The sequence below is a fragment of the Nocardia sp. NPDC059154 genome, assembly GCF_042755705.1.
Classification (GTDB): Bacteria; Actinomycetota; Actinomycetes; order Mycobacteriales; family Mycobacteriaceae; genus Nocardia.
The window spans coordinates 20,249-37,130 of the sequence record NZ_JBHZCS010000035.1 but is presented as its reverse complement, the minus strand read 5'-3'; the positions used below and the strand labels follow the sequence as shown (position 1 = coordinate 37,130).

Annotated in this window: 14 protein-coding genes; 2 read left to right on the top strand and 12 right to left on the bottom strand. The window is 67.5% G+C overall.

Annotation, left to right across the window (positions count from 1 at the left end):
- Positions 1–6: 6 nt before the first annotated feature.
- From ACFXN1_RS27940 to hppD, 8 genes are all read right to left on the bottom strand, one after another.
- The gene (locus ACFXN1_RS27940) at positions 7–1,203 is read right to left on the bottom strand and encodes a hypothetical protein (RefSeq protein WP_379463702.1); all 1,197 of its coding nucleotides are present in this window, start codon (positions 1,201–1,203) and stop codon (positions 7–9) included.
- Between the two features lie 174 nt (positions 1,204–1,377).
- Positions 1,378–2,568, bottom strand: a complete 1,191-nt coding sequence (tuf, locus tag ACFXN1_RS27935) for an elongation factor Tu (RefSeq protein ID WP_379399475.1) — start codon at positions 2,566–2,568, stop codon at positions 1,378–1,380.
- Positions 2,569–2,686: 118 nt separating this feature from the next.
- Positions 2,687–4,789 carry an elongation factor G gene (gene fusA / locus ACFXN1_RS27930; RefSeq protein WP_364614108.1) on the bottom strand — a complete coding sequence of 701 codons (2,103 nt, stop codon included), beginning with the start codon at positions 4,787–4,789 and terminating at the stop codon, positions 2,687–2,689.
- Positions 4,790–4,966: 177 nt separating this feature from the next.
- A complete protein-coding gene (gene rpsG / locus ACFXN1_RS27925; protein WP_030517120.1) occupies positions 4,967–5,437 on the bottom strand; it encodes a 30S ribosomal protein S7 in 471 nt (156 codons plus the stop codon).
- A complete protein-coding gene (rpsL, locus tag ACFXN1_RS27920) occupies positions 5,437–5,811 on the bottom strand; it encodes a 30S ribosomal protein S12 (protein WP_014353064.1) in 375 nt (124 codons plus the stop codon). Before rpsL ends, rpsG begins: the two co-directional genes overlap by 1 nt.
- Before the next feature lie 277 nt (positions 5,812–6,088).
- A complete protein-coding gene (locus tag ACFXN1_RS27915; protein ID WP_354836489.1) occupies positions 6,089–6,667 on the bottom strand; it encodes a DUF3558 domain-containing protein in 579 nt (192 codons plus the stop codon).
- Positions 6,668–6,678: 11 nt separating this feature from the next.
- Complete coding sequence (locus tag ACFXN1_RS27910) at positions 6,679–7,209, bottom strand: DUF3558 domain-containing protein (protein ID WP_379441861.1); 531 nt, start codon at positions 7,207–7,209, stop codon at positions 6,679–6,681.
- 164 nt (positions 7,210–7,373) lie between these two features.
- Positions 7,374–8,609, bottom strand: coding sequence for a 4-hydroxyphenylpyruvate dioxygenase (gene hppD / locus ACFXN1_RS27905; RefSeq protein WP_379441863.1), 1,236 nt, complete (start codon positions 8,607–8,609; stop codon positions 7,374–7,376).
- Positions 8,610–8,746: 137 nt separating this feature from the next.
- Between hppD and ACFXN1_RS27900 the strand changes: the two genes are divergently transcribed.
- Positions 8,747–9,265 (top strand): Lrp/AsnC family transcriptional regulator, encoded by a 519-nt coding sequence (locus ACFXN1_RS27900; protein WP_379441864.1) that lies wholly within the window; start codon positions 8,747–8,749, stop codon positions 9,263–9,265.
- Positions 9,266–9,286: 21 nt separating this feature from the next.
- Here the strand turns inward: ACFXN1_RS27900 and ACFXN1_RS27895 are convergent, their stop codons facing one another.
- From ACFXN1_RS27895 to ACFXN1_RS27885, 3 genes are all read right to left on the bottom strand, one after another.
- The gene (locus ACFXN1_RS27895) at positions 9,287–10,399 is read right to left on the bottom strand and encodes a winged helix DNA-binding domain-containing protein (RefSeq protein WP_379441866.1); all 1,113 of its coding nucleotides are present in this window, start codon (positions 10,397–10,399) and stop codon (positions 9,287–9,289) included.
- 60 nt (positions 10,400–10,459) lie between these two features.
- A complete protein-coding gene (locus ACFXN1_RS27890; protein WP_379399480.1) occupies positions 10,460–11,434 on the bottom strand; it encodes an NADPH:quinone oxidoreductase family protein in 975 nt (324 codons plus the stop codon).
- Between the two features lie 247 nt (positions 11,435–11,681).
- Positions 11,682–13,469 carry a protein kinase gene (locus ACFXN1_RS27885; RefSeq protein WP_379463701.1) on the bottom strand — a complete coding sequence of 596 codons (1,788 nt, stop codon included), beginning with the start codon at positions 13,467–13,469 and terminating at the stop codon, positions 11,682–11,684.
- A 331-nt stretch (positions 13,470–13,800) separates the two neighbouring features.
- Here ACFXN1_RS27885 and ACFXN1_RS27880 point away from each other — a divergent pair, with 331 nt between their 5' ends.
- Positions 13,801–14,577, top strand: coding sequence for an acyl-ACP thioesterase domain-containing protein (locus ACFXN1_RS27880; protein ID WP_354836503.1), 777 nt, complete (start codon positions 13,801–13,803; stop codon positions 14,575–14,577).
- A 543-nt stretch (positions 14,578–15,120) separates the two neighbouring features.
- On the opposite strand, the gene ACFXN1_RS27875 is transcribed toward ACFXN1_RS27880, so the two are convergent.
- Positions 15,121–16,788, bottom strand: coding sequence for an FAD-dependent oxidoreductase (locus tag ACFXN1_RS27875; RefSeq protein WP_379441868.1), 1,668 nt, complete (start codon positions 16,786–16,788; stop codon positions 15,121–15,123).
- Positions 16,789–16,882: the final 94 nt, after the last annotated feature.

Genomic DNA, 16,882 nt, shown 5'->3' with positions numbered 1-16,882 from the left:
CGGAAGTCAGAAACTGTTCGCCAGCAGTGCATATTGCGCGGCGGCGCGTCGCCTGGCTTCGGCCTGATCCTTGTCGTTGACGGCCGCGAGATAGCGCCCGTAGGCGAGATAACACTTGCCGTCCTGCACATCCGCGGACGGGACATCGGGTTTGGGGACCAGGCAGTGCACATCGGGCACGTGCGCGGGCGGGTCGGCGTCGACGTATTCGTCGTGACGTTTCGCCACGAGCGTATCCATCAGTGCACGAGCCGATTTCGCGTCGCGCGCACGAATCAGGGTGTCGCGGTCCAAGTATGCGAGCAGATCGGCGCCGGCGTCCCCATAGGCCCGGGACCAGAATCCGGCGTCCGCGCTACCCATCACGATCGCGTTCGGGCTCAGCACGGCAAAGCTCTCCACATTGGGCGCACGCTGGTCGCGATCGCGAGTCATCATCCGCGCCAGCATGCTTTCGGCATCGACCCGGAGATTCGGCAGGTCCCGTTCCGGCGTGAGCCGGAACCTGTCCAGGGCCGGGATCTGCACATCGAACACCTTGTGCAACCAGGCCAGCAGGTCGCTTTCATCGGCACTCGGGCGGTGCGCGAAGACCCACAGCACGAAATCACCGTGCGCCAGGAAAGCCCCCGCCGTAGGCACGCCGGGTTGCCAATGGATATGCGCCGCACCGTAATCCGCGAGCAGCAGCCGGCGGTTCAGCGCCGGGGCCACATCGAAATCGGCGGCCTCCAGCTCGGTCGCGGCCCGGGTGGCCGTATCGGCATCCGGGAAGCGCAACAGGGCCGTGGTGATCACCGTCGCGGTCGGGCTGGTGGTGGCATCGGATTTCGGCCGAGGCTGGTCGGCGGCGGTTGCCGTGTAGCCCGCCAGCATGCGATCTCGTTCCAGCACGGGGCGCGTGGCATCGGCCAAGCCGCCCAGACGAACCGCATCATGGACATCGGCCAGCACGTGGCCACCACGGCCCGCCGTGAGCATGGGATCGAGCTGCAGCCCCGTGGCCATGGCCCCCGACATCCGCATGCCCTCGACCAGGCCGCCATAGGTACCCGCGGGCCTGTCGTAGGTCACCCGATTCAGCGGGTACATGCCGACATCCAATGCCCTGACGTCGATTCGGGCCGGGGTCGGCATGCCCCGCACACCCGCGCAACCGGCCAGCAGTGCGACCACCGCGAAACACACTGCCGCACAGGACATTCGAGCTCGACCGGCCATGATCACCTCCGGATCCGCCAGGCCCGTCGCTCGAGGCTACTACTGGATCGCGTGGTGCACCGGGTGAACCGGAGCGCGGAAACACGAACGGCGCCGCTCCTTTCGGAGCGACGCCGTTCGTCAGCGATTCAGAGAATCACCAGTGATTTCGGAAAATCACTTGATGATCTTGGTGACGCGACCGGCACCGACGGTGCGGCCACCCTCACGGATCGCGAAACGCAGGCCCTCGTCCATGGCGACCGGCTGGATGAGCTTGACGCTCATCTCGGTGTTGTCGCCCGGCATGACCATCTCGGTGCCCTCGGGGAGGGTCACGACGCCGGTCACGTCGGTGGTACGGAAGTAGAACTGCGGGCGGTAGTTGTTGAAGAACGGGGTGTGGCGGCCACCCTCGTCCTTCGACAGGATGTACGCCTGGCCCTCGAACTCGGTGTGCGGGGTGGTGGTGCCCGGCTTGATGACGACCTGGCCGCGCTCCACGTCCTCGCGCTTGATACCACGGACCAGCAGACCGACGTTGTCGCCCGCCTGGCCGTTGTCGAGCAGCTTGCGGAACATCTCGATGCCCGTGATGGTGGTCTTGGTGACCTTCTCGCGGATGCCGACGATCTCGACTTCCTCGTTCACGTTCACGATGCCCCGCTCGATACGACCGGTGACGACGGTGCCACGACCGGTGATCGTGAAGACGTCCTCGATCGGCATCAGGAACGGCTTGTCGGTCTCACGGACCGGGTCCGGGATCGACTCGTCGACGGCGTTCATCAGCTCGACGATCGACTCGGTCCACTTCGGGTCGCCCTCGAGCGCCTTCAGACCGGAGACCCGCACGACCGGCGCGTCCTCGTCGAACTCCTGCGAAGCCAGCAGCTCGCGGACCTCCATCTCGACGAGCTCGAGGATTTCCTCGTCGTCGACCATGTCGGACTTGTTCAGCGCGACAAGGATGTAGGGCACGCCGACCTGGCGGGCGAGCAGCACGTGCTCGCGGGTCTGCGGCATCGGGCCGTCGGTGGCGGCCACGACCAGGATCGCGCCGTCCATCTGGGCGGCACCGGTGATCATGTTCTTGATGTAGTCCGCGTGACCCGGGGCGTCGACGTGCGCGTAGTGGCGCTTCTCCGTCTGGTACTCGACGTGGGAGATGTTGATCGTGATACCACGAGCCTTCTCCTCCGGCGCCTTGTCGATCTGGTCGAACGCGAAGGCCGCGTTCAGGTCCGGGTACTTGTCAGCCAGCACCTTGGTGATCGCCGCGGTCAGCGTGGTCTTGCCGTGGTCGACGTGACCAATGGTGCCGATGTTGACGTGGGGCTTCGTCCGCTCGAACTTCGCCTTCGCCACTGTTGTCCTCCTGGACTAGTTAGTGCGTGCTTTTTGCAGCAGTGCGGTTTGTATTACAGGTGGGTCGTTCAGCCGACCGACTCGGGACGGATTCTCGCAAACCCGTCCCGGTAGCGAACTACTCGCCGGTCGCCTTGGCGATGATCTCCTTCGACACGTTGGCCGGAACCTCCGCGTACGAATCGAACACCATCGAGAAGTTCGCTCGGCCCTGGGTCTTCGACCGCAGGTCACCGATGTAACCGAACATCTCCGAGAGCGGAACCAGCGCCTTGACGACACGGGCACCACTGCGTTCCTCCATGGCCTGGATCTGGCCACGGCGGGAGTTCAGGTCGCCGATCACTTCGCCCATGTAATCCTCGGGCGTGGTGACCTCGACAGCCATGAGCGGCTCGAGGATCACCGGACCGGCCTTGCGGGCCGCTTCCTTGAGGGCCATCGCGCCGGCGATCTTGAACGCCATTTCCGAGGAGTCGACCTCGTGGTAGGCGCCGTCGAGCAGCGAGACCTTCATGTTGACCAGCGGGAATCCGGCGAGGACACCGTACTGCATGGCATCCTGCGCACCGGCGTCGACCGACGGGATGTACTCACGCGGAACGCGGCCACCGGTGACCTTGTTCTCGAACTCGTACGTCGCGCCGTCCTCGCCGACGAAGGGCTCCAGGCCGATGATCACGCGGGCGAACTGACCCGAGCCACCGGTCTGCTTCTTGTGGGTGTACTCGAGCTTCTCGACCTTCTTGGTGATGGTCTCGCGGTACGCCACCTGCGGCTTGCCGATGTTGGCCTCGACCTTGAACTCGCGCTTCATGCGGTCCACGTAGATGTCGAGCTGCAGCTCGCCCATACCGCCGATGACGGTCTGGCCGGTCTCCTGGTCCAGCTTCACGTTGAAGGTGGGGTCCTCTTCCGCGAACTTCTGGATCGCGACGCCCAGCTTCTCCTGGTCGGCCTTGGTCTTCGGCTCGATGGCCACCTCGATGACCGGGTCCGGGAAGGTCATGGACTCGAGCACGATCTGGTTCTGCGGATCGCACAGGGTGTCACCCGTGGTGGTGTCCTTCAGGCCGATGACCGCGTAGATGTGGCCGGCCACACCCTCGGAAACCGGGTTCTCCTTGTTGGAGTGCATCTGGAACAGCTTGCCCAGACGCTCCTTCTTGCCCTTGGTCGCGTTGATGACCTGGGCACCGGAGTCGACCTTGCCCGAGTACACGCGGACGTAGGTCAGCTTGCCGAAGAACGGGTGGGTGGCGATCTTGAACGCCAGCGCCGCGAACGGCTCGTCCGAGCTCGGCTTGCGGGTGAGGACCTCGTCCTCCTTGCCCGGCACGTGACCGTGCACGGACTCGACGTCCAGCGGGGACGGCAGGTAGTCGATGACGGCGTCGAGCATGGGCTGCACGCCCTTGTTCTTGAACGCCGAACCGCAGAGCACGGGGTAGAGCTCCGAGTTCACGGTCATCTTGCGGATGGCGCCCTTGATCTCCTCGACCGAGAGCTCCTCACCGCCGAAGAACTTCTCCAGCAGGGCCTCATCGGACTCGGCGACGGTCTCGAGCAGCTCCTGGCGGTACTGCTCGGCGCGGTCCTTCAGATCGGCCGGGATCTCGACGACCTCGTACTGCTCACCGAGCTTGGTCTCGCCCCGCCAGACCTTGGCATTGTTCTCGACCAGGTCGACGATGCCCTCGAAGGTGTCCTCGGCGCCGATCGGCAGCTGGATGACCAGCGGCTTCGCGCCCAGGCGGTCCTTGATGGTCTGGACGGTGAAGTAGAAGTCGGCGCCCAGCTTGTCCATCTTGTTGACGAAGCAGATGCGCGGGACGTCGTACTTGTCGGCCTGGCGCCACACCTGCTCGGACTGCGGCTCGACGCCTTCCTTGCCATCGAACACCGCGACGGCGCCGTCGAGGACGCGAAGCGAACGCTCGACCTCGACCGTGAAGTCCACGTGGCCGGGGGTGTCGATGATGTTGATCTGGTTGTCTTTCCAGAAACAGGTCGTCGCGGCCGACGTGATCGTGATGCCGCGTTCCTGCTCCTGCGCCATCCAGTCCATGGTGGCGGCGCCGTCGTGCACCTCACCGATCTTGTAGGTGATACCGGTGTAGAAGAGGATGCGTTCGGTAGTCGTCGTCTTACCGGCATCGATGTGGGCCATGATGCCGATGTTGCGGACCTTGTGCAGGTCGGTGAGCACGTCCTGTGCCACGGAAATCTTCCCCGCTCGTAGCTAGTTGGGATTCAACGGGATAGGCCTCGAGTTCTCCGAAGCCCTCGGTGTCAACGTCGGGCGCGACGCGTGGTGCCTCGCTTGAAACAGCTCAGCTGTCGCGCCCGACATGTGACTCGTCTCCCGGCACTTCCGAACGGAGGGCCGGGCCACAGGTCACCAGCGGTAGTGCGCGAAGGCCCGGTTGGACTCGGCCATCTTGTGGGTGTCCTCGCGACGCTTCACCGAAGCGCCCAGGCCGTTGCTGGCGTCCAGCAGCTCGTTGGCCAGACGCTCGATCATGGTCTTCTCGCGACGAGCGCGGGAGTAGTTGACCAGCCAGCGCAGCGCCAGGGTGTTGGCGCGGCCGGGACGAACCTCGACCGGCACCTGGTAGGTGGCGCCACCGACGCGGCGGGGCTTCACCTCGAGGGCGGGCTTGACGTTGTCGAGCGCGCGCTTGAGGGTGACGACCGGGTCGGTGCCGGTCTTCTCACGAGCCTGCTCGAGGGCGCCGTAGACGATGCGCTCGGCGGTGGACTTCTTGCCGTCCAGCAGGATCTTGTTGACCAGCTGCGTCACCAGGGGCGAGCCGTAGACCGGGTCGTTGATCAGGGGACGCTTGGGAGCGGGACCCTTACGCGGCATTAGCTCTTCTCCTTCTTGGCGCCGTAGCGGCTGCGGGCCTGCTTGCGGTTCTTGACACCCTGGGTGTCGAGCGAGCCGCGGATGATCTTGTAGCGCACACCCGGGAGGTCCTTCACACGACCGCCGCGGACGAGCACCATCGAGTGCTCCTGCAGGTTGTGGCCCTCACCAGGGATGTAAGCCGTGACCTCGACCGCGCTGGTCAGGCGAACACGCGCGACCTTACGCAGCGCGGAGTTCGGCTTCTTCGGGGTCGTGGTGTACACGCGGGTGCACACGCCACGACGCTGCGGGCTCCCCTTGAGGGCCGCAGTCTTGGTCTTGGCGACCTTGTCGCGGCGACCCTTGCGGACCAGCTGGTTGATGGTTGGCATAGACCGGCTTTCCTTTTAGTAACCAGGTGTCTGGAACTTCATGTCTTTGTCATTCGAGCTTTCCGCCCTGTTCTCATGGCATTTCGTCTCCACGAGGTCGGGCGTGTCGTGCACAGTTCAGAGGCCTTTTTCAAGGCATGCTGAAACGGTCAGCCGCTCTCGCTGGCCTACGTACTGCACATCAACTTGCCCGCATGCTCCGGGCACAGCGGTCCACGATACTCGTCGGCTCTTTCAGGGGCAAAAGAGGGTCCCCCCACCGGGGCTGGTAGAGCCGTTATCGAGCCAGATTCAACGTCAACTCGACCAGCTTGCGCGCCGCGTCGCAGGGGTCCGCATGCTGAGATCCGCTGCGGTAGTTGACCCACCAGCCGACGATGCCGGTATCCGCGGCCGGCGCGCTCACGCCGCAGGAGTCCGGATCGTTCGGGCGACGGGTTTCCACCGACCGGCGGCCCTGCACGGTTATGTCGTTGGTCACATACTTCAGGCGGTCGTTGTTCTGCTTCTCGTTGTTGAGCGAGCCCAGCTCGTACCAGCTGAGGGTGACCATGCCGCTGCCGGCGGTGCCGCCGGTGAGGTTCCACATGCAGACCGCGCCATTGAAGGACGGCTCCACATACATGTTGTCGCCCACCGATTTCGCGATGTCGTCCTGGGCGACCACCTGGCATTCGCGCAGCAGCTTGTCGAAATTGGTGTTGATGCGCGAGGTTCCGCCGGTACCGGTGCCGGTGGTGCCGCCCGCGGGCAGCGCGCTGCCGGGGACGGTCTTGCCGCAGCCGCCCAGCGCGGCGGTCAGGGCCAGCACCGAGAGGGCGATCGCGCCGCGCACCCGCCTGGATCGACCTGACATTCCGGTCCCCCTCATCCGAGCCGCTGCACGGTCAGTTCGGCCATCTTGCGGGTGCGGTCACACGGGTTGCCGAGGTTGCCGCTGCTGAATACGCCGTAGGAGATGGACCATTCGAAGAAGTCGTCGTCCAGCTGCACCGCGAGATCGCAGACGGCGTTGCTGGGGTCGAGGGCCTGGAAGCCCTTCTTCCCGCCCACCTCGATGGTGTCCGGAGTGCGGCCCACACTGGCGACCCATGCCTTCTCACGATCGATGGGGCTGCCGCGGTAGGAGGCGAATGTGACGCTGGAGGAACTGATTCCGCCGGCCTGCCAGTTGCAGCCGGTCGAGTTCTTGAAGACGGTGGTGAGGGTGCCGAGCCCACCCAGGTCGCGTACCTCGTCGTCGGTGAGGTGGCCGCACTCCCCGACGAACGGGCCCAGCGCCGCCACCTTCTGCGGCGGGTGGAACCCCGGTTCGTCGCCGGAATCGCTCTTCCCCCCACACGCCGACACCAGCAGCGCGAGGCTCAACCCCGTGACAACCGCGGACGCCATTCGCATGGACCCGACTCTACTGTGCGCAGCCAGGAGCAGCCGTTGCGTGGACGGCGAAACCCCATGGTTCGCGGCGCGTCTCGTTCTGGACTGAGCGGAGGGAGGGAAGAACGAGACCTCCAGCGCCGCGAACCCGCCCGGAGCGAAGCGGAGGGCAAATTGGGCACAGCTCAGAGGTTTCCGCGTGCCTCTTGTTCCCGCTCGATCGCCTGGAAGAGCGCCTTGAAGTTGCCCTTGCCGAAACCGAGGGAGCCGTGGCGTTCGATCAGCTCGAAGAAGACGGTGGGCCGGTCGGTGACGGGCTTGCAGAAGATCTGCAGCAGGTAGCCGTCCTCGTCGCGGTCGACCAGGATGCCGCGGCGCTGCAGTTCGGCGACCGGGACGCGGACGTGGCCGATGCGGGCCCGCAGTTCCGGGTCCTCGTAGTAGCTGTCGGGGGTGTCGAGGAATTCGATGCCCTCCCGGCGCAGCACGTCGACGGCGGCGAGGATGTCGCCGGTCGCCAGCGCGATGTGCTGGACACCGGGTCCGCGGTAGAACTCGAGGTACTCGTCGATCTGGGAGCGCTTGCGGCTGGGGGCGGGTTCGTTGAGCGGGAACTTGACCCGGTGGTTGCCGTTGGCCACCACCTTGCTCATCAGGGCGGAGTACTCGGTGGCGATGTCGTCGCCGACGAATTCGGCCATGTTCTCGAAACCCATGACGCGCCGGTAGAACTCGACCCATTCGTCCATGCGCCCGAGTTCCACATTGCCGACCACGTGGTCGATGGCCTGGAAGATGCGCCGGGGTTGCCCGGCCCGCGGGGCGTAGGCGGAGCGACGCGGCGTGTAGCCGGGCAGGTAGGGGCCGTAGTAGCGGGAGCGGTCGACGAGGGTGTGCCGGGTGTCGCCGTAGGTGGCGATGGCGGCGGTGCGGACGGTGCCGTAGTCGTCGATCTCGTCGTGGGGTTCGACCAGCACGGTGGCGCCCTGGGCGCGGGCGCGGCGGATGCAGCGGTCCACGTCCGGGACCTCGAGCGCGATGTCGACCACCCCGTCGCCGTGCAGATCGTGGTGTGCGACAAGCGGACTGGCCGGATCCACCGCACCCTTGACGACGAATCGGGCGCCGGCGCTGCGCAGCACGAACGCCTTGTGGTCACGATTGCCGGTCTCGGGACCCGAGTAGGCCTCCAGCCGCATGCCGAAGGCGGACTGGAGGTAGTGCGCGGTCTGGGTGGCATTGCCGACCACCCAGACGATGGCGTCCCAGCCCAGCACCGGGAACGGGTCGGCGGCGGCATCGTGGTCCACCAGGCCGACGAGACGGCGGAGTTCGTCGTCGCCGGGCAGGTCGCCGGATCGGGCCCGAGCGAACCCGGGGCGGGCGTGGGCGCTGCCGTGGTGTCCTGCGTCGATGCTCATGTGCCCAGGAAAGGCCCAGCGGCGCGACTAGGCAATATCGCCGAATTCCACTGGACACTCTGGTGAATTGCACCACCATCTGCCGCCGGGTGCTGGACAATTTGAATAGCAGCGAACTCACGAGCGGAGGTTCCGCCATGTCCCGCACGCCCGCCCGGCTGGATGAGCTGGATCTGGCCATCCTCACCGCCATGCACGAGTACCAGAAGGCGGGCATTCTGGAACTCTCCCGCCGCACCCGGGTCGCCCGGGCCACCGTGCAGTCGCGCATCGCGCGCATGGAGGAGGCGGGGGTGATCTCCTCCTACGATCCGCAGATCGATGTCACCGCGGCCGGTTTCGATGTGCAGGCGTTCGTGACGCTGGAGATCGCGCAGGGCGCGCTGGAAGCGGTCGCCACCGACCTCGACGCCATCCCCGGGGTGCTGGAGGCCTATGCCACCACCGGTTCCGGGGATGTGCTGTGCCGGATCGGCGCGGATTCGCACGCCGGCCTGCAGGCGGTCCTGCTGAGCATCGACCGGACCAGCTCGGTGGTGCGGTCGCACAGCGTGGTGGTGTTGTCCACCGTCGTCCCGCAGCGCACCCTGCCGCTGCTGCGCACGCTCACCCCGTCCGGGTCGAGCAAAGCGCCGGCATACCGCGCCGCGCACTGAGAATCCGGAACGCGTCCATGGTCAGAGGCGCAGGTCCGCTCCGGGATCGAGGATTTCGACGACGGGCTTGCGGTCCGGTTCCGAGAAGGACAGCAGAGCAGCGGCTTCCGCCTCCACCGCGGCGCGGTCGGCGCGGGACCAGCCGGCGTGCGGGCTGATCCGCAGCGACGCGGTGTCGCCCTTGGCGAACACCTTGTAGACGCCCGACAGGAAGCCGTCGATCAGGATCGGGGAGACCTGGTTGGCGAAGGCGCGCAGGGGCGGGGCATTGCCGTCGGGGACGATGCGGGTGCGGTCCTGGTGGGACAGGATGGCGTTGTCGTACCAGCCGAGCAGGCGGACGGGGGCGGGCAGATCCGGGTCGGCGAGGGTGGCGTCGGCGGCGTCGTAGAGGGTGCGGCCGCGATCGTCGGTGTAGGTGCGGACCCGGTCGCCGAGCTTCTCGACGGCCTTCTTCATGCCGGTGAGCTTGGACCAGGTCTGCATGTCCATGGTGGTGGCGGGACCGAAGGCGCGCAGATAGCGCAGCAGCAGTTCCTCCAGCGGGTAGCCGGGGTCGAGGGATGCGCCGAGCCAGGGTCGCACGCGGGACCAGACCGGGCGGCTGCTGTCGCCCCACCGGCCGCGCGGCGGGGTCTGCAGGACGGGGAGCTGGTAGAGCCAGGCCTGCACGATCGCGCCGGGATCGCGGTCCGGGTACCGGGCGGCGGCGTGTTCGCGCAGCGTCGCGGCGGGGGTCGGCTCGTCGCCGAGTACCTCTTCCCCCTGCGCGCGCACCTCCTCGGGATCCAGGCCGACCAGCGCGCCGAAGTTGAAACCCTTACGGAAGGGGATCTTTTCGAGTTCCGGCTGGATGTGCGGGGCGAGGCGCAGCGCGTCGGGCGGAGTGACCAGGTGAATGGTGCCGCGCATCAGGGTGATTCGCACCAGCGACCGGTCGTCGAGGGCCTTCGACACCATCTCGGGATCGAAATCGGCTGTGCGGCTCCACAATGCGACGAACGGCGGCAGCATGTCCTGCGCCTGCAGGCCGACGAGGTGGTCGCACAGCTCGTGCACGCCGAGCCCGGACCGCTCGAGCAGATGCTGACGCGCGAGCAGGGTCCGGTTCAGCACCCGGTTGGACAGCTTCACGATCGGTGACGCTACGTGAGCCGCACCCGGTTCGCGCGCGATCGCGCCGGGCGAACCGGGTCAGCGGAGGGTGACGACGACCTTGCCGGTGGCGGTGCGCTTGTCGAGGGCGGAGACCGCCTCGGCGGTGTGCGCGAGGGCGTAGAGGACGGGCTCCGGCGGGGTGATCTTGCCGTTCGCGAGCAGCGGTTCCACCTCGGCCCATTGTTCCTGCAGGTAGCCCGGGTGGGACATGACCCACTCGCCCCAGGCCGCGCCGACCACCTCGACGTTCTTGAGCAGCAGGCGGTTCACCTTGACGGTGGGGATGTCGCCCGCGGTGAAGCCGACCACCAGCAGCCGCCCGGCCGAAGCCAGCGAGCGAATGCTGTCGGTGAAACGGTCACCGCCGACCGGGTCGAGCACGATGTCGACGCCGCGGCCGCCGGTGAGTTCCTTGACCGCGGCCAGCCAGCCGTCGGTGAGCACCACGTCGGTGGCCCCGTTGGCCCGGGCGACTTCGGCCTTCTCCTCCGTGCTGACCACGGCGATGACGCGCCCAGCGCCCAGCGCCTGCGCCATGCGCAGCGTGGAGGTGCCGATGCCGCCGGCGGCGCCGTGCACCAGCACGGTCTCTCCCGGGGCCAGGCGGCCGCGGTTGCGGAGGCAGAAGTGCACGGTCAGGTCGTTGAACAGCACGCCCGCCCCGGACTCCAGCGAGACATTGTCGGGCAGTTTGAAGACCATCTCCGCCGGCGCCACCGCGACTTCCGCGGCCGCGTTGCCGAGCAGGGTCAGCGCGACCACCCGGTCGCCGGGCCGCACGTGCGAGCCCTCCGGCGCCTCGCGCACGATGCCGCCGACCTCGCAGCCGACGACGTAGGGCAGCGGCGGCTTCATCTGGTACAGGCCGCGGGTCATGAGTACATCCGGGAAGGCGATCCCGGCCGCGTGCACGTCGATGACGACGCCGCCCGGATACCCCGCCGGCTCGGGAATCTCGAGAACCTCGATGGCCTCCGGGCCTTCCAGCTTGCTCACCACGGCTGCGCGCATTCTCGATCAACTCCGATCAATTCACCGGCGGATACCAGCCGAACGTAGCACCCCCCGCCTCCCCGTGTGCCTTCAGCGGACGGCTGAGAGCCGTTGCCGGTTTCGTACCCGTGCCTGCGGGTGGTGCCGGAACAATTCCGGGCGTACCCGTCGAGTTACCCCGAACATTCCGAAATCAGTTGCCGCCTTGGGAGTCGGAGAGCAACAACATCATTCGGCGGGCACGAAGGAATTCGGTCGCCGCGGCTCAGCGATGGGCGTATTCGATCATGGACTCATTGGCCGCGACCTGACCGCCGGTGGTGATGACCAGGCTGTAGGCGGTGATCCGGTACTGCGTGCCGTCGGTGGGATTGGTGACCGTGAAACCGCCGGTGCCGTCGGGCACCGGGTCGTCGAGCTGGATGCCCGCATTGTCGCTGATGCGGACGCCCTTGTAGTAGAAGCGGCCGGTCGCGGTGCGGCAGACCACCAGGCGCGACTTGTCGGTGCGACCGATGGCCATGGCCGGGTCGTCGGCATTGCAGCGCGGCGGCTGTGCGGTGAAACCCTGTGCGTCCGTACCGGATACGGTGCCGGAGAGTGGGACCAGGGTGGTGGTCGGGGCGGTCGTGCGGGCGGTGGTCACGGAGGTGTACGCGGCGGTGGTCTGCGCCGGACCGGTGACCGTCGTGACGCCGCCGGCACCGTTGCCACCGGTCTTGCCGGACAGCAGTGCCCACGCGAGCACCGCGGCCAGCACCAGGACCACCCCGATGAGCGCGCCCACCAGCAGCGGCAGGTTGTGGCGCTGCCTGGGCGGCAACGGCAGCGGCGCGGAGGGGTGCTCGCGGGGCAGGGCCGGGTGTTCGTAGGGCGCTGCGGGGTTGACGGCATAGGACGCTGCCGGGTTCTCGTACGGCGCCTGACCGGGCAGGTACCCGGCCTGCCCGGCGGGAATCGGGCGCAGCACGGTCGGTTGGTTGTTGCCCGGCCCCGTGTGCGGGCCGGAAATCTGGCCGCCGCGGGGGTAATCCACCGGGCCCGAGGGATGAGCGCCCCCGGGGACATTGCCGAACCCGGACGGGTGACCCGGACGCGGGTATTCGACGGAGCCCGACGGCTGGTCGAGGTAATTCGGCCCGGAGTGCCCGGGCGGGACGGCCGGGGAGCCGATGGTCGGCGGGGCGGGCGGCACGGTGGTGCGGGTGGGCTCGCCGTGGCCGGCCCGCATCAGCGCGGCCCGGGCGGCGCGGGCGAGCTGCCCGGCGGTGGCGTAGCGCCGGGTCGGATCCTTTGCCATGCCGATGGCGACCACCTGGTCCAGGCCGACCGGGACCCCGGCGCGGACGCTGGGCCGCGGCGGGGGCGTGAGCATGTGGGCCCGGATGGTGGCGAGATTGCCCTCCACTCGGAACGGCGGCCCGCCGGTGAGGCATTCGTAGAGCACGCAGGCCAGCGCGTAGATATCGGCGCCGGGCGAGACCGAGGCATTGTGCTCGAAACGTTCCGGGGCCATGTAGGCGAAGGAGCCGATGGCATTGCCGGTCTGGGTGAGCTGGACGTCGGACTCGGTGTGCGCGATGCCGAAATCCACCAGGTAGGCGAAGGTTTCGCCGGTGAGCAGGATATTGGCGGGTTTGACGTCGCGGTGCACGAGCCCGCTCTCGTGGGCGGCGTCGAGTGCGGCGGACATCGGCTGCAACGCGGTGGCGGCATGCGAGGGCGCGATCGGGCACGAATAGTGCAGGTATAACTCGAGGTGAAGGCAGCGCACCAGCCGCATGTCGATGAACAGGACCCCGTCCACCTCACCCCAGTCGTGCACCGGAATGACGTGCGGTTCCTGGAGTTTGGCGGCGGTGCGGGATTCGCGGCGGAAGCGCTCGACGTAGGTGGGCTGCCGCGCCAGATCGACATCCAGCAGTTTCACCGCGACCACCCGGTCGCGCACCGTGTCGTAGGCCTCGTAGACCTCGCCCATGCCGCCGACCCCGAGCAGCCGCCGCAACTCGTACTGCCCGAACCGCGAACCGGCCCTCGCCCCTGCGGCCACCCTGCGTCCTCCCTGCCGCTGGATATACAACAGGAAAGGCTACGGGCCGTATGACGCACTGTCATTCCCTCGATAGCGGCACAGTCCTTCCGCCGATGACCGCGACAGTGCGCGACGACCCCGTCAAGCCCCGAACAGTGCCGTTTCCCATTCGGCTGGACTGATCTCCGCAGCCGAGAAACACTGTCGTTCCCCGAACAGAAGTACAGGTGACTCGACGTGAGTGTGTCCCGCACGCCCCGTAGAGTCATGTCACGGACTTCGGTCAGTAGGCACCTCACCGGTGCTTTTGGAAAGACATGCGGCACACCGTGCAGCGCGAGGAGCACCAGTGTCACTCGATGAGCCACTCGCCCCGCTTCCCCAGGAGGGCATGGGCTTCGCTTCCGCGTGGCCCGTCCGAGCCGGCGACGTGGATCCCTATCAACGGCTGCGATTCGATGCCGTGGCCCGCTACCTCCAGGACATCGCCTGGGAGGAAATGCAATCCGGATTCTTCCATCGGACGGATCCGGCCTGGATCGTGCGGCGCACCGTGGTGGACGTGGTGCGGCCCATCCACTGGCCGGACCGGGTGGAACTGCGGCGCTGGTGTTCGGCCATGTCGACGCGGTGGACCAATATGCGGGTGCGGATCACCAGCGAGAACGGCGGTCTGATCGAGACCGAAGGGTTCTGGATCAATATCAACGAGTTCACCAATATGCCGACCCGGATCAGCGACGAGGGCCTGGCCGAGCTCGCCCGCACCACCGATCAGCACCGGCTGCGCTGGCGGCCCTGGCTGACCGACCCCACGCCGCCGGAATCGGATGTGGATCTGCCGTTCCCGGTGCGCGCCACCGATATCGACCAGTACAACCACGTGAACAACGCGGCCTACTGGCAGGCGGTGGAGCAGTACCTGGTCGACTACCCGAAGCTGGTGGCCGGGCCGCATCGCGCGGTCATCGAGTACGTGGCGCCGGTGCTGGCGCGCCAGCACATCAGCGTGCGCAGCCGGTACGAGCCGGGCGATCGGACCGGGCATCCGGCGGCGCTGCGGCTGTGGTTCGTGGTGGGCGGGGTGACGACCACGGCGGTGCGCATCGGGCCGCTGCCCAGCTGAATTCGATACTGCCCAACCGAATTCGATACTGCCGAGCCGAATCGGATGCTGCTCAGCTGAGCCGGTGGCGCAACTGCGAAATCGGCTGACCTTACGCGACATTCCCTGCGGACCGATGTCATCGCCTACGCCAACCAGGCGGGCATCCCCGGCTGCACCGAGGCCATCACCGTCGCCACCGCCTACGGCCGGCAGGTCAGCGATACCGACGTCGCCACCATCAACGGCTTGTCCTGCAACGCCCAGCCCGACCCCACCGTCCCCTCCCTGTGCACCAAGGACGGCCTCCTCATCAACCTCGGCGCGAGCTGACTCCCCGACGCCAAAATGGCTGTGGCCCAACCCATTACAGGTGGGGCCACAGCCGTTGGGGGGTGATCAGCCCCACCCCCGGGCGCCGATGTCCCTGGGAGTCCGGGGCGTGGCCCCGACGCCCCTCGGGGCGCGGGGGCTGAGCCCCGACATCCCTCGGGGGTGCGGGGGGAGCCCCCGATGTCCCTGGGGGTTCGGGGGCGAAGCCCCTGAGAGTCCCGAGAGTTGGGTTTACCCCTTGGCGGCCTTGAGGAGGTTCTCGACGCTGGTGAACTTCACGCGCGGGCGGCCCGCGGACTTGCCCGCGGTCTTCTCGGCGGCGTCGATGGCCTTCCAGCCGTCCCGGCCGATCTGGTCGGGCTGGCGCTCGGAGAGCAGGGCCTCCAGCGCGGCGCGACCGGCTTGCGGGGCAGCGAGCTTGCCCTGGGTGAAGTCCTCGATGAGCTGGTCGACGGTCTCCTGCGAGTCCATGCGGTTGGAGCCGATGACGCCGCGCGGACCGCGCTTGATCCAGCCGGAGACGTACACGCCCGCAACGGGGTTGCCGGCGGCCAGGACTCGGCCCTTGTCATTGGGGATGACGCCGGCGGACTCGTCGAACGGCACGTCCGCGACGGGCTCGCCCTTGTAGCCGATGGAGCGCAGCACCAGCGACGCCTCGACGGTGCCGGTGCGGTCCGAGGCGCGGGCCACGGTGCGGCCGTTCTCCTCGACCAGCTCGTTGTGCACGTACTCGACCGCCTCGGCCCTGCCGTCGCCGGTGATGGCGGTGGGAGAGACCAGGTAGCGGAACACGATTCGCTTGTTGTCCGGGTTGCGGGAACCGGCGGCGTATTCCTGGGCGAGGGTGTACTTGAGCTGCAGCGAGGGCTCGACCTCCGGATCGTCCAGCTCGGCCTGCGAGGCCGGGTCCAGGACCAGGTCCTCGGGGTCGACGATGATATCGACGCCCTTCAGGTGCGTGAGCGCCAGGAACTCCGGCGAGGTGTAGGCGGCCTGCAGCGGACCGCGGCGGCCCAGCACCATGACCTCTTTGATGTTGCTGCGGCGCAGCGCATCCAGGGCGTGGTCGGCGATATCGGTCTTGGCCAGCTCGTCCGGGTCGACGGTGAGCACGCGGGCCACGTCGAGCGCCACATTGCCGTTGCCGACGATGACGGCGCGCTCGCCGGAGAGGTCGAATTCGCGGTCGGCGAAGTCCGGGTGGCCGTTGTACCAGGCCACGAACTCGGTGGCGGAGTGGCTGCCGGGCAGGTCCTCACCGGGGATGCCGAGGTGGCGGTCGGTGGCCGCGCCGACGGCGTAGATGACGGCGTGGTGGTGGGCGAGCAGCTCCTCGTGCGAGATGTGCTTGCCGACTTCGACATTCAACCGGTACTGCAGCGCCTCGCGCCGGAAGGCCGACTCGAACAGGCCGGCCACCGATTTGGTGCCCGGGTGGTCGGGGGCGACGCCCGCGCGCACCAGGCCGTACGGGGTGGGCAGCCGGTCGAACAGCTCCACCTCGACATCGGCGCGGCGCAGCAGCTCTTCGGCGGCGTAGCAGGCGGCCGGGCCCGCGCCGACGATGGCGACCCGCAGCGTGCCCAGTTCCTTGGGCGCCCGGGACGGCGCGACCAGCGGCTCGAAGTTCGACTCCAGCGGATGCCGTTGGAAGTAGGCGGCATTGATATCGCTGAAGCGCGCCAGCGAGGCGAGCAGATCGTCCTCGGAGAAGATCGCGTCGACCGGGCAGGCGTCGACGCAGGCGCCGCAGTCGATGCAGGTGTCCGGGTCGATGTAGAGCTGCTCGGTGGTGGCGAACTCGCGTTGCTCGGGCGTGGGACGAATGCAATCGACCGGACACTCGGGTACGCAGCTGGCGTCGTTGCAACAACGCTGCGTGATCACATAGGCCATATCTCGCAGATCCTCGAAACTGTCGCGTGTAATACTCCGCTCGGGGTCGAGCAGGGTCGGTAGAACACGTTCTAATATAGGCGGCGTTCCATCG

Coding starts and splice junctions, on each gene's coding strand:
- ACFXN1_RS27940 (WP_379463702.1), bottom strand. CDS start 1,203: ATGTCCTGTGCGGCAGTGTGTTTCGCGGTGGTCGCACTGCTGGCCGGT.
- rpsG (WP_030517120.1), bottom strand. CDS start 5,437: ATGCCGCGTAAGGGTCCCGCTCCCAAGCGTCCCCTGATCAACGACCCG.
- rpsL (WP_014353064.1), bottom strand. CDS start 5,811: ATGCCAACCATCAACCAGCTGGTCCGCAAGGGTCGCCGCGACAAGGTC.
- ACFXN1_RS27915 (WP_354836489.1), bottom strand. CDS start 6,667: ATGTCAGGTCGATCCAGGCGGGTGCGCGGCGCGATCGCCCTCTCGGTG.
- ACFXN1_RS27910 (WP_379441861.1), bottom strand. CDS start 7,209: ATGCGAATGGCGTCCGCGGTTGTCACGGGGTTGAGCCTCGCGCTGCTG.
- hppD (WP_379441863.1), bottom strand. CDS start 8,609: ATGAGCATCGACGCAGGACACCACGGCAGCGCCCACGCCCGCCCCGGG.
- ACFXN1_RS27900 (WP_379441864.1), top strand. CDS start 8,747: ATGTCCCGCACGCCCGCCCGGCTGGATGAGCTGGATCTGGCCATCCTC.
- ACFXN1_RS27890 (WP_379399480.1), bottom strand. CDS start 11,434: ATGCGCGCAGCCGTGGTGAGCAAGCTGGAAGGCCCGGAGGCCATCGAG.
- ACFXN1_RS27875 (WP_379441868.1), bottom strand. CDS start 16,788: ATGGCCTATGTGATCACGCAGCGTTGTTGCAACGACGCCAGCTGCGTA.